Origin of the sequence: Acinetobacter sp. TAC-1, from assembly GCF_029025845.1 — a bacterium.
Taxonomy (GTDB): domain Bacteria; phylum Pseudomonadota; class Gammaproteobacteria; order Pseudomonadales; family Moraxellaceae; genus Acinetobacter; species Acinetobacter guillouiae.
This window is the reverse complement of record NZ_CP118892.1, coordinates 2,109,441-2,132,248: the sequence shown is the minus strand read 5'-3', so window position 1 is coordinate 2,132,248 and position 22,808 is coordinate 2,109,441. Positions and strand designations below refer to the sequence as shown.

The window sequence follows — 22,808 nt, the reverse complement described above, 5'->3', positions numbered from 1 at the left end:
AGAATGAGTTTTCCTCAAGTCGAATTAAACACCAACAAAGGACGCATTGTTCTTGAACTTAACTCTGAAAAAGCACCAAAAACTGTTGCTAACTTTTTAGAATATGTTCGTGATGGTTTTTATGATGGCGTAATCTTCCATCGTGTTATTGATGGTTTCATGATCCAAGGCGGTGGCATGGATGAAAACTTCAAAGAAAAAACCACACGTGATTCAATTGAAAATGAAGCGGACAATGGTTTAAGCAATGACGAAGGTACGATTGCAATGGCACGTACTCAAGCACCTCACTCTGCTTCTGCACAATTCTTTATCAACGTAAAAAACAACTCTTTCCTTAACCATACAGGTAAAACTGCTCAAGGTTGGGGTTATGCAGTATTTGGTAAAGTGACTGAAGGCTTAGACATCGTTGAAGCAATCAAAGGTGTTCGCACGGGTAACCGTGGTTATCATGCTGATGTTCCTTTAGAAAATATTGTGATTGAATCTGCAAAAATTATCTCTGAATAATTTATAAATCCTCCCGAAGCTGACTTTTAAATAAAGGGATACTTTTCCCCTTACAAAGCAAGCTTGGGAGGAGTTATTAAATAGGAAAAATAAGTGACCTATCTGTTTATCGCTGATTTACATTTGTCACCAGAACACCCTCGACTGGTTCGAGGGTTTTTTGATTTATTAGAACACTATAAATATCAAAACACGCAACTGTTTATTCTCGGTGACTGGTTTAATGCTTGGATTGGAGATGATTATACTGCGCCTTGGTTAGATGAAATTATTGAGCAACTAAAGCAATTTTCATTGCAAGCTGGTAATCAAATTTATTTTCAAGTGGGTAATCGTGATTTTGCTTTAGGGCAGACATTTTTAAATCAGTTTAATGGTAAATTACTTCCTGAATTTTATACATTTAACATTGGTGATAAAAAATTTCGTCTTGAACATGGCGATGCTTTATGTACCGATGATATTTCTTATCAACGATTTAAGAAAATTATTCGCAATCCGATTGTATTGGGACTTTTAAAAAGCACCCCACTTGGTTTTAGACAAAAACTTGCCAATGGTTTCCGTAAAAAAAGCCGTGAGTCTCAACAAAATAAATCCTATGAAATTATGGATGTTAACCAACAAGCTGTTGAAAAAGCAGTTAATAATGTCGATCTGTTGGTTCATGGTCATACCCATCGCCCTGAAATTCATGATGTAAATGGTAAAGCTAGAATTGTTTTAGGGGATTGGCGTGAAAAAACATCTGAAGCAATGATTTTAGAAGTGGATGAAAATGCGGATTGGAAATTTATTAGATGGACAATTTCAGATAAAAATCACTTTACCCATTGATTAAAAATCATGATTTTTCACCTTTATTTACGTTTTGAAGATTCACATTTCGCCATTTTAGCATACAATATATCGAAAATTTACGATATATGAGATCGCCTTATGGATGTATTAAATGTAGCAAAAACACGTTACACCACAAAAGCTTATGATTCTTCTAAAAAGATTCCTCCAGCACAATTTGCACGTTTACTTGAAATCCTGCGTTTAACCCCATCGTCAATCAATATCCAGCCTTGGCATTTTTTTATTGCTGACAATGATGCAGCTAAACAACGTATTGCTAAAGCCTTAGTCGGAAAATATAGCTACAACGCACCAAAGGTTTTAGATTCATCACATACGATTTTATTCTGTACCAAAGCCGATATCACAGAACAGCACCTGAGTAATTTACTTCAGCAAGATGATCTCAGTGGCCGCTTTAAAGATGACAAGGCCAAACAAGGTCAAAAAGACAGTCGTACAGGCTATGTCTCTTATTATCGCAATGAAAAAGGTGATATTCAGCGCTGGGCGGAAAATCAAACCTTTATCGCACTGGGTCAAATGCTGTTAGCTGCAGGTATTGAAGGTATCGATGCAACGCCAATCGGTGGTTTTGACGAAGATATTCTGACTGAAGAATTAGGCTTAATTGAAAAGAATTTGGTCCCGTCTGTGATTATGACACTCGGTTATCGTAGTGATAGTGATTTTAATGCAAAACTGCCCAAGTCTCGTTTGACCCAAGAAGAAGTCTTTACTCGTCTATAACTTTTTAAAGTACTTGCTCCTACTTAATAAGTGCTGTGGGGCACACCACGTCCCTCAGCACTGAATCATAAGAACTTTTTGTTAAGAGAAATCACTTTCACAGGCATCCATAAATTCATTGATTAACGCGCTTGGATTGGCTCTTTTGGTCCATGAAATGGGTTCTTCATAATATTCAAGTTCATGAATAATGACTGGAAGATTTTTCCCAAATGTATCTTGAAGAATATTTTCAGAAAATAGTTGCTGAACCATTTTGATTATTTGTGTAATAAACAATTGAGCAAACTGCTCGCCTTTTTCTAAAAGTTCATTAAATAGTGCATCATCTTCTTGTTCAGCATATTCCATCTGTTTTTGAGAATAATAAAATGGCGTTTGCTCAAACCATTGTGCCAAAAGCTGATCATTCTCCCCACCAATATCCCAAGATGGCTGTTGTAACCAATAGGCATAATTCCATTTCGCTTCAGCTTGACTTGAAGCTTCAGAAATTTGCGACTCAAACTGTTGATTGGTATTAAAGTTAAGTTCAACTTTGGGAAAACAAGGTTCATCATCGTCACAATAGTAGTACAAAGCCAAGGCATACACATCGTGATAATTTTGTGCAATATATTGAATCGATTCAACTAACTTTGCATAACTCTTTTCATGCCAGTGCTTTTGCGTTGTTGATTCTATATTCATAACACACCTAATTATTTTACCATCACTCTGGTGAATATGGACATTCACCAGAGTGCAAATATCAAAGTATTGCCTATACGATTAAATCGGATGCGAGCTTGCAATTTCCTGACTAATCATCACAGCTGTTGCAGCAGACAAGGTCCAGCCTAAATGCCCATGCCCTGTATTGTAAAATACCCGTTCACGTTTTCCACGTTTTACCACAGGCATCATATTCGGCATCATCGGACGTAAACCCGCCCACGGGATACAATGCTCGGTTGAAATATCGAAATTCTTATTGACCCAATCTGTTAAAGGTTGGATACGATCTGAGCGGATATCTCGATTATAGCCATTAAATTCAGCAGTTCCAGCAATACGTAAACGATTGGCACCTAATCGTGACGTGACGATTTTCGCACTTTCATCAAGCAAGCTGACCCAAGGTGCGCCATTGATACTTTTTTCATCATCCAATTGTACGGTGATTGAATAGCCTTTTACAGGATAAACATTCACACGATCACCCAATTGATTGGCCAATTGATAACTGCCAACACCGCCACAAATCACCACGGCATCTGCACTGAGTTGTTCGACTGCTACTGAACCGCCTTCCATGTTTTCAACACTCGAATGATATTGAATATTCACCCCATTGGCAGTGTGTTCTACATTAACGACTTCCATACCAAATAAATATTTTACCCCATATTTTTCAGTGGCTTTGGCAAGTCCAGTGGTAAATTTATGGATATCACCAGTTGCATCACCTGGGCAATAAAAACCACCATAGTATTCACCCGTCAAACTCGGTTCGATGGATTTAATTTCTTCATTGGTTACTGCATGGCGTTCTAGGCCACCTTTACATAACAGCGCATTGACGTTGGTTGCGACTTTATAATCATATTCAGAATGGTAGAAATGTAAGATGCCGCGTTTTTCTAAATCAAAATCAATGCCTTCTTGTTCAGCAATATTAAATAGCCTTTGACGCGCTAAAAGTGCCATTTTCACTGTATTTTGAGTATTTGCTTCATAGTGTTTGATATTGCCAAGGAATTCGACCAGCCATGCATATTTGTGCAAATCAAAAGATGGATTGAGCAATAATGGGGCATCTTTCTTCGCCATCCATTTAATGCCTTTCAACACAGTAGATTTTTGATTCCACACTTCAGCATTACACGCAGACAGCTGCCCACCATTGGCAAAAGATGTTTCCATTGCGGGAAATAAATGTTTATCAATAACAGTAACTTGATAACCTAATTGAGCAAGTTCATAGGCAGAGGTAACACCTGTAATACCAGAACCAATAATGACGACATGACACATACGCACACTCCGTTGAAATGCAATATTTTTTTATTACATTGTCAATGTATGCCCCATCTGTCATGTGTACCTGAGAGCTTCGATAAAAACCTAAACTATTTAGGCTTTACCATCCCCTTCGGTGAGTCATTTCTTTTTTGTTTTCAATAGAATGACTTCTCTCCAGAGGTTTTACAATGATTACAGTCCTTTTGCCTGAGAGTTTCCGGGGTCGTTGCTCCTTCGGCGAGTCCGCAAGAGACTTCTCTCCTGCAATCATCTTTCCTTGTATTAGCAATTAATATGCCATGAATTTGTTCGAATACAAGTAAAATATGTTCAATTATTCTCTAATTTTTAAATTAAAAATTAAGATCTTCAAATCGCTTAAGAAATAAATAGCTTAGCGATTAACTTGTTCAGCGAGTCTGGCTCTGTTGTAGCTTAATTGAAGTTAGCATCAAGCTTTGTCAATTCTTGAAAAGTTGTTGAACATCTTGCAAAGTTACAGCGAATGTTTTTCATTTCCCTATTTCTAATCGCGGTAAACAATGCTTTCATTATTATTTTCATATTTAATTATGCTTTAAAATAAGATTAATAGTTTTTATATGTTCCAAATCATCAGGATATAACTCAACATTGCGCGTACTATGATTTTGTCGATTTAATATCCCGATTTGTTCATCCTGATAAAATTCTTGACTCATCTTTAAACCATTCACGATACAATTTGCGATGTAATCTTGTCGCCCTTGAAATGACGGAATGTTATTTAATCTTTTTGATATTTGAATTTTAGCCTCTAAAGTCTGTTGAGGTTCAACACCCAACATCGTTAACAATAATAAGAAATGCTGATCATTCAATTGAAAACTCAAAAGTTCTTCTAGCGTAAAAAACCATGCTTCAAAGTGCCCACCCAGATTGCCTATGTATAGATCATTTAGATAATAATTGATCTGCTCTTGAACAAACTGGATATCTATCCGAATATCCGCACTAATGGAAAATTGGTAATTTCGAATGCTATTATTTTCATTGGGTAGAAATAATTGATACCACGCTGCCAATTCCTTGCTATACGAATCTAAACCAACCGCTTCCTGAATCGCCTCATCTAAATTCAACTCCTTTTCTTCATCAAAACCACGAAGTAAAAGCAGAAACCAATGCCAAAAATGCACATTGGAAAATGAAATTTCCTGTTCTGCGACTTGGTGATTTTGATTCATAGCGTTTTAACAATCATCTTAGTGATTCACTGAGTCATATCGGAACACATTCAAATCATCATATTCAATTTGTGGTGTGGTTCCAGAAATAATATCGGATAATAATTTTGCTGAACCACATGACATGGTCCAACCTAAGGTGCCATGCCCTGTATTGGTATATAGATTTTGATACCTTGTTTTACCAACAATCGGGGTTCCATCTGGCGTGGCTGGTCTTAAACCCGTCCAGAAATGTGCATCTGATATGTCACTTGCATTTGGAAATAATTGTTGTAAAACCATAAGCAAAGTGTCTTCACGGCTAGATTTTAAAGAGCGATCAAAACCATTAATTTCAGCCATCCCGCCTACACGAATTCGATCATCAAAACGGGTTAAGGCAATTTTATAAGACTCATCTAAGATTGTAGAAACCGGTGAAAGTGCCGGATCAACAATTTTGGTGGTGATCGAATAGCCTTTTAAAGGGTATACAGGTGCATCTATCTCTAATTGTTTGAGCATCTCATGACTATAACTGCCCAATGCCATGACATAAGCATCTCCCTTGATTTTGCTACCATCTTTCAAGTGAATCGCGGTAATCCGTTCAGCATCTTTTTCGATTGATTCGATTACCGTATTAAATAAAAAATTAACTCCTTGCTTGGCAGCAAGTTCTGCCAACTCTGTTGTGAATTTTTGACAATCACCTGTCTGATCATTGGGTAAACGCAAACCACCAACAAAATCAACTGTTGCATGGGCTAAAGCAGGTTCAGCCTTGATAACCCCAGCTTTATCCAACAACTCAAATGGTACACCTTCATGTTTTAAAACTTCAGTATCTTTGCCTGCCACATCCAATTGATGTTGTTTACGAAAAAGTTGTAATGTGCCTAGTTGACGTTCATCAAAATGAATTTTGGTCTCTGCACGTAACTCATCCAAACAGTCACGGCTATATTCTGAAATTCGTACCATTCGCTCTTTATTGATCTGGTAGCGATTGATATTACATTCAGCCAACATGCGCACCATCCACTGATACTGATGCATATCGCCTGTTAGCTTAATTGCCAGTGGTGAATGTGGTTGAAACATCCATTTAAATGCTTTTAGTGGAATACCTGGCGCAGCCCAAGGTGATGCATAACCCGGAGAAATCTGCCCAGCATTGGCAAAACTGGTTTCTAAAGCCACATTGGGTTGTCGATCAATCACAGTGACTTCATGACCTGCTTGTTTTAGATAGTAGGCGGATGTTGTACCAATAACACCTGCCCCCATGATGATGATATGCATACTGAACCGAACCTTATACGAATTAATCGTCTTATAATAAAAATGATGTAGTTAGAGAAATAATTTATATGACTATTTTAATTTAGCACTTAGAACAGATTTAGCAATACCGATTTGATGTTGAAATGTCAGCTTTAATTCAACTTTAAATAGAGGAATCATTCACAATATCACATGATTCTTAAACTATTAGCAAGCTATAGTCAAACCACCTAATTATTCATAAAAGTGATTTCCATCAAGTCACTGATCATAAATAAAGCTTATGTTTTTTGAAATTTTGAAACTAAAGCACCCTCATCCTAGCTCTCTCCCACAGGGAGAAGAAACTTTCAATACCAATATAATTCACTCCACATGATCATATTTTGATTTATGAAAGATCTTTATTAATGAGGAGAAATTGTATTTTTGTATCTGAGCTTTTGACAGGTTGACTATATAAGCGATTAGATTCCAAGAAAAATATTTTTATTTATGTTTGATACTATCCTTCTCTTAAAAAAGAGAAGGAATAGCTTTAGATTGAGAAATTCTAAATTGCAAAGATTTTATTTATGCGTATGGATAGACATAACAATACCAAAACTCGCCAATAACGCAATCACGGCTGATCCACCATAACTCATCAGCGGTAATGGATCACCAGTCACAGGTAAAATCCCGCTGACCATACCAGAGTTTACAAATACATAGAAAAACAAAGATAAACCAATCGTACCTGCCAATAAACGACCATAGTTATGGAAGCTGCTTAAGCTAATGATCATACATCTAAAAATCATTGCGGTATAAAGTGCAAATAAGAAGAATACCCCAATAAAGCCAAATTCTTCTGCATAAGTCGACATAATAAAATCAGTATGATGTTCAGGTAAATAGCCCAACTGAGACTGTGTTCCTTCTAAGAATCCACGTCCTGTCATTCCACCTGAACCAATCGCAATTTTAGATTGGATAATGTTCCATCCTGCCCCAAGCGCATCTGACTCAGGGTCAAATAAGGTCATAATCCTTTTCTTTTGATAAGCTTGTAATACAAAAGTCCAAATTAAAGGAAAAGCCAGTGCCAATGCAGCTAAGGTCCCAATAATTAAAGTCCACGACATGCCACTTAAAAACAAAGCAAACACACCACCAATCACGATACCAATTGCCAAATCTGGCTGTAACAACGCCAATACGAAAGGCACCATCATGATGATCAAAGCAATTACAATATGTTTAAACTTAGGCGGCAACGGGTTACGTGCAAAATACCATGCCATCATCAATGGCATGGCGAACTTCATAAATTCGCTGGGTTGCATACTGCCAATCCCGGGAATAGTCAGCCAGCGCTTTGCGCCTAATCGAACATCACCAACCAATAAAACCAGAATCAACAACAAAATTGCAAACAAATAAAACCAAGGACTGATCGCTTGATATACTTTTGGTGGAATTTGTGCACAAATAAAAAGCAGAACAAAACCAACACCGAAACTCACGGCTTGTCGAATGACCATAGACATATCTTCAGAAGATGCGCTATAGACCATCAATAAACCCAAAATCGCATTGATAATTAAAAAGCCCAATAACCAAGGATCAAGGTGTAGTTTGTCCCACCTTGAAACTTTTTGATTAATACTTAAACCATCTCTGACTGATTGACGTAAAAACTTATACTGTGGCGATGGTGTCATGAATACAAATCTTAAACCTAGTTTAATCTGGTCAAATTATAGAGATAAATAACGGTTGAGAAAATCAATCAATGCATAATTATTTTTATTTTCGTTGTTTTATTGCTGCGATTGCAAAATTAACTTGGCTAACTCCAAATCGTCTGGATAGGTAATTTTAATATTATCAGAACGCCCCATGACCACTTTGACAGGTTCATTGATATATTCCAATGCACTCGCCTCGTCTGTAATGACAATATTATTCGCTAAAGCTGTTTCGATTGCCGTTTTAAGCTTTGAAAAGGTAGAAATTTGTGGTGTCTGTGCTTGCCATAATTGATCTCGACTGACTGTTTTATTGATATCTTGCTGATTTTCAACACACTTCAAAGTATCTCTTACAGGAATTGCAAGAATCGCACTACTGTTCAGGTTTATTGCGGTATCGACTAAATTTTCAAGACATTGTTGTGTCACACAAGGACGAGCAGCATCATGTACAAAAACCAAATCATCGGCTTGTGCAAATTGTTCTAAATAACGCAACGCATTTAAAACAGAATCAACACGTTCTGCACCACCCAAACAAAAATGACTCAAATGTTTATTTTTTAATGGCAATGTTTGCGCATAATGGTCTTGCTCACCAACAGCGAGTACATAACCCGCAAGCGGTAAATCGTTTAGACGCGCTATGGTATGCGCTAACACTGTTTGATTTTGGATGACTTGGTATTGTTTAAGTTCGGTTTTTGAAAAACGACGCCCTGAGCCAGCCGCAGGAACAATTGCCCAAATTTTACGGTTGTTCTGGCGCAGGTTCGTTGTCATCTTCATTGGTTCTTAAATCTACACTTGGATCGGTATAAATAGGTTTGTAATGGGTACTGATGGTACTCATCTGTACAAAAGTTTCATGTGGCTTGACTAGACCAAGGTCTAAACGTGCATGTTCTTCTATGGCTTCAGCACCATTTTTTAAATCATACACTTCAGCAGCAAGAATTCGGTTGCGTTCTTTTAACTCAGCATTGACTTCAGCTTGCTGTTCAATTTGCTGTAGTAAAGCTTGATGAGGGAAATGACCACCCTCACCGAACCAAAAGCGATATTGTAATACCACAACGATTAAAATCGCGAGTACTGCAATCACTTTACTTGAAGTTGTTTTAAAGACTTCTAACATGGATTTGCGTCTTGAGTAACAGCATTAAATTAAGATGCTAATATACATCAAATATTTTGTATGAAGAACACTAAACTATGCGAAAACTGCAAAACTAGAACAAAATAACTTTTCTTTCTTTATAAAAAATAAGTGGGTGATCAATAATCTACTTTGTAATTAAAAATCAAAAAATTATCTTTATGCTAAAAACTCACATATCGCGATATTATTTATTATAAATTTCCATTTTCAATAAACTAAGTTAATTAAATTCTTACCCTAAATTTTATTATCAATCAATTACATGATATTAAATTTCCCTTAAAACATACTATTCATGATTATTTTTTAGCGTATAAAAAAGCCATCCCCTATATCAAATAAAAGAATGGCTTTTTTTTAATTTAAATCAATAAAAGATATTAATTTAAACCTTTAAACTCAGCTTTACCGCGATAAGCAGCATGAGTCAATTCTTCAATACGAAGCAATTGGTTATATTTTGCAACACGGTCAGAACGGCAAAGTGAACCAGTCTTAATTTGACCCGCTGCTGTACCCACTGCAAGATCTGCAATCGTTGAATCTTCAGTTTCACCAGAACGGTGTGAAATCACAGTGCTATAACCATTCGCTTTAGCAAGATAGATTGCATCTAAAGTTTCAGACAAAGTACCGATTTGGTTGTATTTGATTAAGATAGAGTTACCTACTTTCTCATCAATACCACGTTGTAAAATCTTAGGGTTTGTAACGAACAAATCATCACCGACCAATTGGATTTTATCACCAAGGATAGAAGTCAAATAGCTCCAACCTTCCCAGTCAGATTCATCTAAACCATCTTCAATTGAGATAATTGGATATTGTTTAACAAGCCCAGCAAGATAGTCAGCAAATTGGTTGCTTGTGAATGCTTTGTTGCCTTCACCCGCAAGAATATATTGACCATTTTTGTAGAATTCTGAAGATGCACAATCAAGCGCAAGCATAATATCAGAACCAGCTTTATAACCAGTTGTTTCAATTGCAGAAAGAATAACAGTAATTGCTTCTTCATTTGAACGTAAGTTAGGTGCAAAACCACCTTCATCACCAACTGCTGTATTTAAACCTTGCTTTTTCAATACAGATTTCAAAGCATGGAAAATTTCAGCACCAGCACGCAAAGATTCAGCAAAAGATGTGAAACCTACAGGCTCAATCATGAATTCTTGAATATCAACAGTGTTGTCCGCATGTGCGCCACCGTTCAAGATGTTCATCATTGGAACAGGCATAGACAAAGTTGTTTGACCACGAAGATCTGCAATGTATTGGAATAATTCAGTTTTCTTCTCAACAGCAGCCGCACGTGCAGCCGCCAAAGATACAGCCAATGTTGCATTTGCACCTAATTTTTCTTTGTTTTCAGTGCCATCAAGCGCAATCATTTTGTCATCAAGCGCTTTTTGTTCAAATACGTTTTGACCTTTTAATAAGTCTTTGATTTGACCATTTACGTTTTGAACTGCAGTGCGAACACCTTTACCTAAGTAACGTGATTGATCACCGTCACGAAGTTCTAAAGCTTCACGAGAACCAGTTGAAGCACCAGATGGTGCACATGCACGGCCAACAACGCCAGAGTCTAGGATTACGTCTGCTTCGATGGTTGGGTTACCACGAGAGTCCAAAATTTCACGTGCACGAATGTCAACGATTTGGCTCATGAATAATTCCTCAGTTGATTAAAAATAAGATGCTTTCTAAGCGCATCAATGTGTATCTAACTTTTTGAAACCTTTAACTAAGGTATCCAATTCTTTTAACTGCGCTAAAAATGGCTCAAGCTGTGACATACGTAATGCACAAGGACCATCACATTTTGCATTTTCAGGGTCTGGATGACTTTCTAAAAATAAACCTGCAAGCCCTGTTGCCATACCCGCACGTGCTAAGGTCGTGATTTGCGCACGACGACCACCTGCTGAATCAGCACGACCGCCCGGTGTTTGCAATGCATGCGTGACATCAAAAAATACTGGCACATTCATTTCTTTCATGATGTCGAAACCCAGCATATCAACAACTAAGTTGTTATAGCCAAATGACGTACCACGTTCACACAAAATGAGCTTGTTATTACCCGCTTCTAAACATTTGTTTAGAATATGGCTCATTTCACGAGGAGAAAGGAATTGTGCTTTTTTGATGTTGATAATGGCTTGAGTTTTCGCCATTGCTTCAACCAAATCAGTCTGACGACTGAGAAATGCAGGAAGCTGGATAATGTCAGCAACTTCAGCGACAGCTGCAGCTTGGTGAGGTTCATGAACATCGGTAATAATCGGAACATTAAAATGCTTTTTAATGTCGCCTAACCATTCGATGCCTTTTTCCAAACCGGGGCCACGGAACGAATGTAAACTTGAACGATTAGCTTTATCAAAACTGGCTTTAAATACATACGGTATCTCTAAACGAGTACAGATATCGACATACGTTTCTGCAATTTCAAAAGCCAAGTCTTTCGACTCAAGTACGTTCATGCCGCCGAATAATACAAATGGCAAGTGATTTGCCATTTGTATATCGCCTAAACGTACAATTTCTTGTGGTTTTAATTGTGACATTTAAACTTCCTAGTTTAAGTTCTTACATACTTACTTGCTGTTTTGGTGCTGCTTTTTAGCGGCATCGATAAAACTAGCAAATAATGGATGTCCATCACGTGGTGAACTTGTAAATTCCGGGTGGAATTGTACAGCAATAAACCAAGGATGTTCAGGAATTTCTACAGTTTCAACAAGATGTTGCGCTGTCGAATAACCCGAAATTTTCATACCTGCCTGTTCAATTGCAGGAATAAAGCGATCATTCATTTCATAACGGTGACGATGACGTTCAGTAATTTCCGCTTTGCCGTAGACTTCACGTGTTTTAGTGCCTTCAACCAATTCTGATTTTTGTGCACCTAAACGCATTGTGCCACCAAGGTTTGACTCAGTACTACGATGCTGGATTTCACCACGTTCATCTAACCATTCAGTAATTAAACCAATCAATGGGAATTTTGTTGAACGATTAAACTCTGTAGAAGTCGCTTCTGGCATAGCAGCAACATGACGAGCAAATTCAATCACGGCCAATTGCATACCTAAACAAATACCCAAGAAAGGTACTTTGTTTTCACGGGCATATTGAATCGCCTGCATTTTGCCTTCAGTACCACGTTCACCAAAACCACCAGGAACCAATATTGCATCAATACCTTTTAATACTTCAGCAGGATTTTGGCTTTCAAGCTCTTCAGCATTGATATAGTCAATTTGAACTTTGACACGATTTTGAATACCCGCGTGTAAAAGTGCTTCATTGACAGACTTATATGCATCTGGCAATTCAACATATTTACCCACCATCGCCACACGAACTGTGTACTCTGGATTCAATAATGCTTCAACCACATGATCCCAATCCGAAAGATCGGCTTCAGGCAAGCTGTCATAACCAAAACGTTCACAGATTAAATCATCAACATTTTGTTCATAGAATGTACGTGGGATTTGATAAATTGAACGTGCATCTTTACACACCACAACAGCACGCGCTTCAACGTTTGTAAAGAGTGCAATTTTACGGGTGGTATCTGCGTCAACATCATGTTCAGTACGACAAATCAGAATGTCTGGTTGAATACCAATCGACAATAATTCTTTAACAGAATGTTGAGTTGGTTTGGTTTTAAGTTCAGCAGCAGACTTGATATAAGGTAATAAAGTCAAATGCATCAACATGGTACGTTTATGACCAAGCTCAACCATCAACTGACGTACAGATTCCATGAATGGGAGAGATTCAATGTCACCTACTGTGCCACCGATTTCCACAATGGCAACGTCATAACCTTCGCCTGCGCGAAGAACACGTTCTTTAATATTATCCGTAATATGTGGGATAACTTGTACTGTACCGCCGAGATAATCACCACGACGTTCTTTATTTAAAACGTCTTGATAAACACGACCTGATGTAAAGTTATTTAATTTGGTCATTTTGGCACGACGTAAGAAACGCTCGTAATAACCCAAATCTAAGTCAGTTTCAGCACCATCTTCTGTGACAAATACTTCACCGTGCTGGAATGGGCTCATAGTCCCAGGATCGACATTAATGTATGGATCCATTTTGACCATGGTTACTTTTAAACCACGGGCTTCTAAAAGTGCAGCAACTGAAGCAGCTGAAATACCTTTACCTAGTGATGATACAACACCACCAGTTACGAATATAAAATGGGTCATTAAGTTTCTCGTACAATGGAGCCTAAATTGGCCTACAATGTTGTGCGATTTTACTTTACCTTGTACCAAGAAAGCAAAGTCAATTCACATCAATTCATAGAACAATAAACAATTGGCTATTCTATCAGCATTTCCAATAAAAAATTAGCACTTGATAAGGTGATTTTTAAATATCATTTTGCTGTTATACTAAGTAACATCTCTTTAATACGTTTTGTTTTGAGTCATTATGAATAAGAAATTTTTAATTTGTGGTGCAATTGCGACAGCGCTTTTGGTATCTGCTTGTGTAAAAAAAGAAGAGCCTAAAGAAGCTGAGCCAGAGAAAGTTGAAACTGCTCAACCTGCGACTTCTGAACCGACACAGTTTGAAAGCTTACCAAGCGTTGAGCAGAATAATGCGCAACAAGTCGAAATTCCGGCACATGTAGAAGTTGAACGCACAGAAACAGCAAATACAAGCACAGAAATTCGCCGTGAAGCAACGCATGAAGCCCATGCAACTATGCCAAGTGCACAAGCGGAAAGTAAACCTGCTGCAACTGAGGCGAAGACTGCAAAAGCAGAGTCAGTAAAAACTGAAACTGCACAAACCAAAACACCAGCACCAAAAGCAAGCTCTGGTTCAGCACAATCTGAAGATGATGCTGTTGCCGCTGCCATCGCTGCTGCTACACCAGCTTTGAAAAACTAAGATTTTGCATCGCTAAAAAAAGGGAAATGATGATTTCCCTTTTTTTATAACTCCGTATAAGTATTCAGTTGCATATGCCATATGAAACTGAATTTCTTATGATAAGTCATGAATGAGTTTAATTGTACCTGTAGCTTTTAAAAACTAAGCCGCATGTTGTTTTGGCTGAACCATATTATGAACAGCAAGTACATCTGCTAAAATTTCATCTGAAAGTAATCCCTCTGCTTTGATCAAAGCCAAAACACTCTCCCCAGATTCATTTGCCATCTTTGCAATTCGTGTAGTGGTTTCATAACCTAAATATGGGTTTAGCACGGTAATGATACCAATTGAGTTATCCACTAAATGCTGACAATGCGCTGCATTGGCACGAATATTTTGGATGCACTTTTCATTCAGCATTTGCATCGATTTGCCTAATAACTCAATAGATTCAAATAGTTTAAGCGCAATTAATGGTTCAAACGCATTTAATTGTAGTTGACCACCTTCTGCAGCCAAAGTAATTGCTAAATCATTTGCAATAATTTGATAGCACGCCAAATTCATCGCTTCAGGAATCACTGGATTTACTTTTCCTGGCATGATTGAACTACCGGGCTGACGTGGTTCTAATTGTATCTCACCTATACCAGTACGCGGCCCACTCGATAGCAAACGTAAATCATTAGAGATTTTAGACAACTTGGTTGCAGTACGTTTGAGTAAACTCGATAAAAGTACAAAGTCACCCATATCTGTAGTCGCTTCAATCAAATCAGGCGAGCTTGAAATGTTTTTACCGGTGATTTCTGATAAAGCTTGAATGGCATTTAAGCGATACTCAACCTCGGTATTAATCCCTGTACCGATTGCTGTCCCACCTAAATTAATCACACTGAGTGAATCAGGCATAATATGATTTAACTTTTGCAAATCATTTTGTAAGGTATGCGCAAAAGCATTAAATTCTTGCCCTAATGTCATCGGTACCGCATCTTGTAACTGAGTACGTCCCATTTTCAAGATATCAGAGAACTCTTCAGCTTTGCGACCTAGGCTTTCAATTAGTTTTTTAAACGGAATATTGAGATGATCCAATGCAAATAATAGACCTATTTTTATTGCACTTGGATATACATCATTGGTCGATTGAGACATATTTACATCGTTATTGGGATGTAGATATTGATATTCGCCTTTTGCATGACCAAGAAACTCTAATCCAATGTTTGCAATAACTTCATTTGCATTCATATTTGTAGAAGTTCCTGCCCCACCCTGAATCATATCAATAGGGAATTGATTATGGTATGAACCATTTATTAATTGCTGACATGAATGTTGAATCGCTTTATATTTATTTTCTTCAATTTTATTTAATTTAAAATTAGCCTCTACACAAGCAGACTTCACCATAGCAAGCGCTTGAATAAAAATAGGAAAATGACTTAATTTATGCGCACTTAGGTTAAAGTTCTCAACCGCTCTTAATGTTTGTACACCGTAATAGCAATGAAATGGGACTTCTTTCATTCCCAATAAATCTTTCTCAGTTCTCGTTTTAATTTCAATGTTCATTTGCAATGTAACTCTACGAAGATAATCAATTCATCTTAGGTGAAACAATCTAAACTTGACCAATGTAAAAAAATATATCTGTATGCATTTTTTGCATATCACTTGTTATACTTTGCTTGAGTTAAATATTTATTGGTGATTGAACATGACGCTTGAAATTCGGTGGATAGAGGATCTTCTTGCATTAGACCAAGAAAAATCCATTTCTAAAGCTGCAGCTATACGTCATGTCACTCAATCGGCTTTTACACGTAGAATACAAAATATTGAAGAGTCGTTAGGGTTTCAAATTTTAAAGCGTTATAGTAAAAACATTGATTTTACAGATGCTGGTCAAGTCTTGCTTTCTACAGCAAAAAATATTCAGAACCAAATGGATACAACAATAAAATATTTAGAAAAAAACATTAAAGATAATGAACTCTCAATTAAATTTGCAGTATCACACTCACTCATCACGCAGTTTTTTCCAAAATTTATTCAAAAACTATACTCAGACTATAATGATCTAAAGTTAGAAATTATTGCTGCAAATCTGCAACAAGGGATACATTTATTAAAAGAAGGTTCTTGTGATTTTCTCATTTGTTATTGTGATCAACTCACTTTACAACAATTTGATCTCACACTTTTTACCTATCATAAAATTGTAAATATGCAAATTGTACCTGTTACAGCCAGTAAAAATGGATTGCCTAATTACCAACTCAATCAAACCTTCCCCCTTTTAGCCTATAGTAAACAAGCCTATCTGAGAAAATGCGTAGATAAAATTATAGAAAGTAAACTCAATTACCGAACGTTATATGAAACGGATAATGCCAGTGACTTAAAAGCCTTGGCTTTACAAGGCTTAGGTGTAGCTTGGCTACCTCGCTTACTGATTGAAGAAGAAATAAATGAAAATAAATTAAAAATACTTGATGGTTATAGTTTCTTTCAAGATATTTATATCGTTCGTAGCAATATTATTTACTCGCAAAAGATAAATTTTGTTTGGAATTATTTAGCGCTTAAATAAGCCTTTATTTTAAATAAAGATCTTTCTTTCTTCAAAGAATGATCATGTAGCGTGAATCTATCGATATTGAAAGTGCCTTTTCCCACTGAGCGAAGGCTAGGATGAGGAGGAATTTTATATTGATCTGTGTTTAAAATGGACTTATAAAAGAAGTCTAATATTTATCTTAACCTAGCAACTTAGGATCAATAAAACACCCAGTTGAGCAATTAAAACTGACAAATCAAATGATAATAGTCTGATCTGTCAGTTTTTTAACTTAAAGAGATATTTATTGATACTGCTTATCATCATGAATACTGTCTTAAAAAATCAGCCATTAAACGCGAAGCCCAAGATTTGGTATTAAGACCTTCATAAAAACCACAATGACTGCCCTTTTTGGTTGTCACCACCACAACATTGTCCATATTTTGAATGGTTTCTTTAAATGGCTCTAAATTCTTGATTGAACATACAGGATCATCTTCTGAGTTTAGAATCATTAATGGAATTTTAACATTTTCAAATACATAAATTGGATTTGTGGCTTTTGAATAGCTTTCATAATCTGAAAAACCAGCCATTTCAAAATATTCAGTTTGAAACTCTTGTAGAGTTTTCGTTTGTAGAACATTTTGTACAGAATGTAATGGTGTCCAGGTTTGCTCATAAGGCTTAATAAATGCCTTAAACAATTTTTTGGTCATGACTTTGGTGTAGAAAGGATGGACATTTTGAAATCCAAGCTCGGTATCATAACCAGGGCACATGGCGAAAGCAGCTTTAAAAGGTGTATCTAGGCCTTGTTCACCAAGATAACGCACAAGTAGGCCTGTACCAGCGGAAGAACCTACTGCATAAAGATCAGATTGTGGAAATGTGTTTTGAATCGAAGCCAATTGCTCTTTTAAATCAGAAGTTGAACCAAAAATCGACATTAAAGGAACAGGCATAGGTAAGCCTGCATGCCCACGGCGTAGACATAATGCAATACGCCATCCCGTATATTCATGGAGATCTTTGACCAATTCACGCATACTGTCAGGTGTGCCTGTAATCGTATGCATAATCACGATGGTGGGAGTTGCTTGTGGTAAATCGTAGCCATACCATGCAATTGCCGTAACACCACCATCTTGCATGGTCAGCTGATCAATTCGATCATAGTCCAGCTTAACGGATTTTTTCTTAATTAAATCAAAATATAACAGATGGGCATGGGTATTGCTGAGCCATGGTGTAGGACGGTATTTATCCTGTAGTTGAGGCAGTTTCTTGATAATCGCAGACATTTTCCCTTGCTGATTAAAATACAGCTTTGGTAATTCAGCACCTGTCACTTGATCCAATAAATCTTGGCTAATCTCAGTAAACTTATGTAATACAGACATTTTCCACCTCAACTCTTTTATCACTCATCATCATTTTAAAAATTAAGAAATTTTTCACGCTTAATTTTATTTATTGCAGTATATACGTAATTAGGCTTTAGGTATAAAGCTGGCCATACGTTGCCCCATTTGAGCTGCCAATGCTTCCAAACCACTTTTTGGTCGGATCATCACTTCAAAATCAACAATTTGACCCTGTTCATTAAAACGAATCATATCAATCCCTTTTAATTTTTTTTCACCAACATTGGCAGAAAATTCTAAAACTACACTTTGCTCATCTTCTGTAAAAAATTCTCGATGGTAAGTAAAGTTTTCAAAAATTTGAATCACATTGCTTAAAATGAAAAAGACCACTTGCTTACCTTCATAGGGGTTATAAGCCACAGGTGAACGAAAAACCACATCGTCTGCCAGTAATTCATTTAAAAGACTCATGTCTCGACTTTTCAGCATGTTGTGCCATTTTTGGATTGCAGGCTTGGTATTTGTATAACTCATTTTTTATATCCCTTTAATTTGAAATAATTTGAATTTATGTCCATCATTTTTAAAGATCATTCATAAAACCCCTTCTCTCGCAGCACGCTTCACACTACACATGGCTTAAAGAGAAGGAGTTCAAACAGCGTTAATCCTTTTAAATCACAGCTGCTAATTCAGCACCTTGGCGAATTGCACGTTTCGCATCTAACTCACCCGCTTCTTTCGCACCACCAATCAAATGTACAGATTTTCCATCAGCTTGGAGTTGATCAAACATTGCTGTATAGGGTTCTTGGCCTGCACAAATCACCACATTGTCGACATCTAAAATCATAGTTTTGTCGCCAACCGTAATATGTAAGCCCTGATCATCAATCTTGTCGTAACTTGCGCCAGGAATCATATTGACATGACGATGTTTTAAACCTGTACGATGAATCCAACCTGTTGTTTTGCCTAAACCAGCACCAACAGATTTGGCTTTACGTTGCAGTAAGTAGATTTCACGAGGAGATTGTTCAATCTCAGGTTGTTTCAAGCCACCCACATGTTCATAGGATGTATCAATTCCCCATTCATCATAGAATTTTTGTGGATTTAAGCTGCCACTCTCGCCTTCATGGGAAAGATATTCAGCAGTATCAAAACCAATACCGCCTGCACCAATAATTGCTACTTTCTTACCGACAGGTTTACGCTCACGTAAAACCTCGATATATGACAAAACTTTTGGATGATCGATACCTTCAATATTTAAATGACGAGGCGTTACACCTGTAGCCACCACAACATCATCAAAGTCACCTGTTGCTAATTCTTCATAGCTTGCAGTGTGGTTAAGTACTAGTTTGATATTCGGTTGTAATTCAATTTTACGTTTAAAATAACGTAAAGTTTCATAGAACTCTTCTTTGCCAGGAATGGTTTTTGCAATATTAAACTGACCACCAATCTGATTAGATGCTTCAAAGATTGTAACTTTGTGCCCACGATCAGCTGCATATGTTGCAAAACTAAGTCCCGCTGGACCTGCCCCAATTACAGCAATATTTTTAGCTACTTGCGATTCTTTAAAAATAAGTTCAGTTTCATAACATGCACGTGGATTGACCAAGCACGTTGCAATTTTCATTGAAAAAATATGATCTAAGCAAGCTTGGTTACAACCGATACAGGTATTGATTTCATCAGCACGACCTTGTTCAGCTTTCAATACAAAATGCGAATCTGCAAGCATTGGGCGCGCCATCGAAATGATATCGGCATCACCTTGTGCCAATACATGCTCAGCCATTTCAGGTGTATTGATACGGTTTGAGGTCACTAAAGGAACTTTGACCGAACCTTTTAATTTTTTGGTCACCCAAGTAAATGCGGCACGCGGTACTTTGGTGGCAATGGTTGGAATACGTGCTTCGTGCCAACCAATTCCAGTATTGATAATGGTTGCACCAGCTTTTTCAATTTCTTTCGCAAGTTGAATCACTTCTTCAAGTGTAGAACCACCCTCAACCAAATCCAGCATAGATAAACGATAGATAATGATGAAGTTTTCGCCCACTTCCTGACGTGTTCTTCTGACAATTTCAATCGGGAAACGGATACGGTTTTCATAACTTCCGCCCCATTCATCATCGCGGTGATTGGTACGTGCAGCAATAAACTCATTGATCAGATAACCTTCTGATCCCATGATTTCCACACCATCATAACCTGCGATTTGTGACAATTTTGCACAATTGGCAAAGTCTGCAATGGTTTGATGAACTTCTGCTGAAGTTAAAGCATGTGGCTTGGTTGGATTGATTGGCGCTTGTATCGCAGATGGTGCAACATTTTCAGGCTGATAGGAGTAACGACCTGTATGTAAAATTTGCAGTGCAATTTTACCGCCAGCATCATGCACAGCTTTGGTAATGACCTTATGTTTTTCTGCTTCTTCTAAATGATCCAGTTTTGAACCACCAAAGAATGTTACCCCATGATCATTGGGCGAGATACCACCCGTCACAATTAAGCCCACTCCACCTGCTGCACGTTCTGCATAAAATGCAGCCATACGTTCATAGCCACCTTGAACTTCTTCTAGCCCAACATGCATTGAACCCATCAATACACGGTTTTTTAATGTGGTAAAGCCTAAATCTAAAGGCGCAAGTAAATGCGGATAATTAGACATGTGAACTCCCTTGGCGTGCTTTCGCTAGCTATCAATCTGTTAAATGACACTTCATATCTGTTTAATGCAACAAGTTGCATAGTGTGAGTATTTATAATCGAGATTTGATTTTTATGCAACATGTTGCATAATGACTTTATATTCATTTTGTTGATGTGATATTACACAATGTCATTAGCCCATGTTTTATTGACCAGTCTGATAGAGAAGCCAAGTACAGGTTTTGAATTGGCGCGACGCTTTGACCGATCTATGGGATTCTTCTGGAATGCAACGCATCAACAAATCTACCGTGAACTTAACGGCATGCAAAAGAAAGGCTGGATTTCCACCCTTGAAGATCAGTCTGATCATGGCCGAAAAAAAACCTATCAAGTTGAGCAACTTGGACGAGTCGAACTGGCAGACTGGATGGTCAAACAAGGCCAACCTGCCCAGCTTCGTGAAGAAATTATGGTTCGCTTACGGGCAGAAGCACAATTTGGTGGAAATACTGTTTTACCTGAACTTGAGCGTCATTTAGAATTACATCGTGAAAATTTAAAACTATACCGCCAGATTTTTTCCAAAGATTTTGAACAAATCGAGCAACTGGATCGAACTTTATATATTCACAAAATGATTTTACAATTGGGTATAGACTTAGAAATGGGCTGGATCAATTGGCTCGACCAAGTCATTCCACAGCTTAAAGCGTTTGAGAATAAAGAGAATTCATAGGAAACTGCATGCCACACTATACAATGCCAGATGGTGAAAAATTATTTGTCCGTGAAATTGGTCAGGGTGAACCTGTACTGGTCCTGTCTGGTTTAGGTATGCATAGTTGGCAATGGCTTCCCTTTTTACTGCCTAATATTAAACATTATAAATTTTATATCCCAGATTGGCGCGGATTTGGTGGCTCTAGAACCTGTAAGATCCCTCAAGAAATCGATGCGATTAGCAACCATTGGCGTGATCTTGAAAGCTTAATTGACCAGTTAAATTTAGATCATTTTATTCTTATGGGTTATTCCATGGGAGCAACCACTGCCATGCATGGGATGCAATATGGCAATTTGGCTGAAAAACTCAAAGCTTATCTACACATTGATCAAACCCCTAAAATCCCAACGGATGAAACATGGGAGTTTGGATTATTTGGGAAAAAGTATTTTAAAATTAAAAGATTGCTAAAAGACTTCTCTGATTTTTTACATCAATATTCAAATTATCGTTTTGTTGATGAATTACCGATTGAACCACGAACTGAACTGATTCAAATTTGGTTAAATTTTATTAAAATTCAGGGCAGTAATAAATTAAGCCCATTTATGTTTAATTTGGCGCTTAAACATCCACAATTACAAAAACATTTATTGCCTATCCGTCGAATGGATTATTTAACTTGGTATATCGATAATTATCTCAACCATGATGAAGATTATCGTCAGGCAATTTCACAATTGGAATGTCCAACTACATTCTTTATTGGGGAAAAGTCATCGCTCTATCCTGCTGAAGGTCAAATGCAAATTTCTGACAGTTTAGCCAATGCGAAAAATATTATTTTTAAACGTTCAGGGCATACCCCGCTTATTACTGAACCCGTGAAATTTAGCCAAGCAATCCGTTTATTTTTAAAAGAATCCGCTTAATTTAAACGCATAACGAATAATATAAAAACCTCTTATAAATCAAATTAAAAGAGGTTTTTCATCAAATTACTCATGTTATTTTTAAAAAATGCTTTTAAAGTCGTT

At 37.2% G+C, this 22,808-nt stretch carries 21 protein-coding genes and 1 riboswitch; of the genes, 7 read left to right on the top strand and 14 right to left on the bottom strand.

All coding sequences use genetic code 11. The features are described from left to right. The first annotated feature begins 3 nt into the window (after positions 1-3). The 3 genes from PYV58_RS09895 (at position 4) to nfsB (ending at position 2,106) form a co-directional block, all read left to right on the top strand. Positions 4-513: a peptidylprolyl isomerase gene (locus tag PYV58_RS09895; RefSeq protein WP_004821835.1), complete on the top strand. Its 510-nt coding sequence runs from the start codon at positions 4-6 to the stop codon at positions 511-513. Between the two features lie 93 nt (positions 514-606). Continuing rightward, a complete protein-coding gene (locus PYV58_RS09890) occupies positions 607-1,350 on the top strand; it encodes a UDP-2,3-diacylglucosamine diphosphatase (protein WP_034615317.1) in 744 nt (247 codons plus the stop codon). Between the two features lie 102 nt (positions 1,351-1,452). After that, a complete protein-coding gene (nfsB, locus tag PYV58_RS09885) occupies positions 1,453-2,106 on the top strand; it encodes an oxygen-insensitive NAD(P)H nitroreductase (protein WP_034615314.1) in 654 nt (217 codons plus the stop codon). A gap of 81 nt (positions 2,107-2,187) precedes the next feature. Here the strand turns inward: nfsB and PYV58_RS09880 are convergent, their stop codons facing one another. The 10 genes from PYV58_RS09880 to PYV58_RS09835 form a co-directional block, all read right to left on the bottom strand. Further along, complete coding sequence (locus tag PYV58_RS09880; RefSeq protein WP_034615311.1) at positions 2,188-2,796, bottom strand: hypothetical protein; 609 nt, start codon at positions 2,794-2,796, stop codon at positions 2,188-2,190. An 81-nt stretch (positions 2,797-2,877) separates the two neighbouring features. Continuing rightward, positions 2,878-4,122 carry a D-amino acid dehydrogenase gene (locus tag PYV58_RS09875; RefSeq protein WP_034615308.1) on the bottom strand — a complete coding sequence of 415 codons (1,245 nt, stop codon included), beginning with the start codon at positions 4,120-4,122 and terminating at the stop codon, positions 2,878-2,880. Between the two features lie 173 nt (positions 4,123-4,295). Then, positions 4,296-4,384: riboswitch (glycine riboswitch) on the bottom strand. Positions 4,385-4,676: 292 nt separating this feature from the next. Beyond that, complete coding sequence (locus tag PYV58_RS09870; protein ID WP_034615306.1) at positions 4,677-5,336, bottom strand: Imm19 family immunity protein; 660 nt, start codon at positions 5,334-5,336, stop codon at positions 4,677-4,679. Between the two features lie 18 nt (positions 5,337-5,354). Beyond that, positions 5,355-6,623 carry a D-amino acid dehydrogenase gene (locus PYV58_RS09865; RefSeq protein WP_004719943.1) on the bottom strand — a complete coding sequence of 423 codons (1,269 nt, stop codon included), beginning with the start codon at positions 6,621-6,623 and terminating at the stop codon, positions 5,355-5,357. 551 nt (positions 6,624-7,174) lie between these two features. Next, positions 7,175-8,311 carry a rod shape-determining protein RodA gene (rodA, locus tag PYV58_RS09860; RefSeq protein ID WP_004821848.1) on the bottom strand — a complete coding sequence of 379 codons (1,137 nt, stop codon included), beginning with the start codon at positions 8,309-8,311 and terminating at the stop codon, positions 7,175-7,177. Positions 8,312-8,410: 99 nt separating this feature from the next. Then, on the bottom strand, positions 8,411-9,130 hold the full coding sequence (gene ispD / locus PYV58_RS09855; RefSeq protein ID WP_034615302.1) for a 2-C-methyl-D-erythritol 4-phosphate cytidylyltransferase: 720 nt from the start codon (positions 9,128-9,130) through the stop codon (positions 8,411-8,413). Next, entirely contained in the window at positions 9,093-9,479 is a 387-nt protein-coding gene (ftsB, locus tag PYV58_RS09850; protein WP_004719933.1) for a cell division protein FtsB, read from the bottom strand. Before ftsB ends, ispD begins: the two co-directional genes overlap by 38 nt. A gap of 404 nt (positions 9,480-9,883) precedes the next feature. Then, the gene (eno, locus tag PYV58_RS09845) at positions 9,884-11,173 is read right to left on the bottom strand and encodes a phosphopyruvate hydratase (RefSeq protein ID WP_004719930.1); all 1,290 of its coding nucleotides are present in this window, start codon (positions 11,171-11,173) and stop codon (positions 9,884-9,886) included. A gap of 45 nt (positions 11,174-11,218) precedes the next feature. After that, a complete protein-coding gene (gene kdsA, locus PYV58_RS09840; RefSeq protein WP_004719923.1) occupies positions 11,219-12,076 on the bottom strand; it encodes a 3-deoxy-8-phosphooctulonate synthase in 858 nt (285 codons plus the stop codon). Positions 12,077-12,106: 30 nt separating this feature from the next. After that, positions 12,107-13,747: a CTP synthase gene (locus PYV58_RS09835; protein WP_004719920.1), complete on the bottom strand. Its 1,641-nt coding sequence runs from the start codon at positions 13,745-13,747 to the stop codon at positions 12,107-12,109. Between the two features lie 229 nt (positions 13,748-13,976). Here PYV58_RS09835 and PYV58_RS09830 point away from each other — a divergent pair, with 229 nt between their 5' ends. Further along, positions 13,977-14,441 carry a hypothetical protein gene (locus PYV58_RS09830; RefSeq protein WP_034615298.1) on the top strand — a complete coding sequence of 155 codons (465 nt, stop codon included), beginning with the start codon at positions 13,977-13,979 and terminating at the stop codon, positions 14,439-14,441. Between the two features lie 144 nt (positions 14,442-14,585). On the opposite strand, the gene PYV58_RS09825 is transcribed toward PYV58_RS09830, so the two are convergent. Further along, positions 14,586-16,004, bottom strand: coding sequence for an aspartate ammonia-lyase (locus PYV58_RS09825; RefSeq protein ID WP_034615294.1), 1,419 nt, complete (start codon positions 16,002-16,004; stop codon positions 14,586-14,588). Between the two features lie 145 nt (positions 16,005-16,149). On the opposite strand from PYV58_RS09825, the gene PYV58_RS09820 reads away from it, so the two are divergent. Beyond that, positions 16,150-17,025 (top strand): LysR substrate-binding domain-containing protein, encoded by an 876-nt coding sequence (locus PYV58_RS09820; protein WP_275059805.1) that lies wholly within the window; start codon positions 16,150-16,152, stop codon positions 17,023-17,025. 290 nt (positions 17,026-17,315) lie between these two features. Here PYV58_RS09820 and PYV58_RS09815 read toward each other — a convergent pair whose 3' ends face one another. From PYV58_RS09815 to PYV58_RS09805, 3 genes are all read right to left on the bottom strand, one after another. Next, a complete protein-coding gene (locus PYV58_RS09815; protein ID WP_034615288.1) occupies positions 17,316-18,398 on the bottom strand; it encodes an alpha/beta fold hydrolase in 1,083 nt (360 codons plus the stop codon). A gap of 90 nt (positions 18,399-18,488) precedes the next feature. Then, complete coding sequence (locus PYV58_RS09810; RefSeq protein ID WP_034615285.1) at positions 18,489-18,899, bottom strand: nuclear transport factor 2 family protein; 411 nt, start codon at positions 18,897-18,899, stop codon at positions 18,489-18,491. Between the two features lie 139 nt (positions 18,900-19,038). Further along, positions 19,039-21,063: an NADPH-dependent 2,4-dienoyl-CoA reductase gene (locus PYV58_RS09805; RefSeq protein WP_034615282.1), complete on the bottom strand. Its 2,025-nt coding sequence runs from the start codon at positions 21,061-21,063 to the stop codon at positions 19,039-19,041. A 168-nt stretch (positions 21,064-21,231) separates the two neighbouring features. Between PYV58_RS09805 and PYV58_RS09800 the strand changes: the two genes are divergently transcribed. Continuing rightward, positions 21,232-21,783: a PadR family transcriptional regulator gene (locus tag PYV58_RS09800; RefSeq protein WP_004719902.1), complete on the top strand. Its 552-nt coding sequence runs from the start codon at positions 21,232-21,234 to the stop codon at positions 21,781-21,783. An 8-nt stretch (positions 21,784-21,791) separates the two neighbouring features. After that, positions 21,792-22,703 (top strand): alpha/beta hydrolase, encoded by a 912-nt coding sequence (locus PYV58_RS09795; protein WP_034615279.1) that lies wholly within the window; start codon positions 21,792-21,794, stop codon positions 22,701-22,703. Positions 22,704-22,808 lie beyond the last annotated feature (105 nt).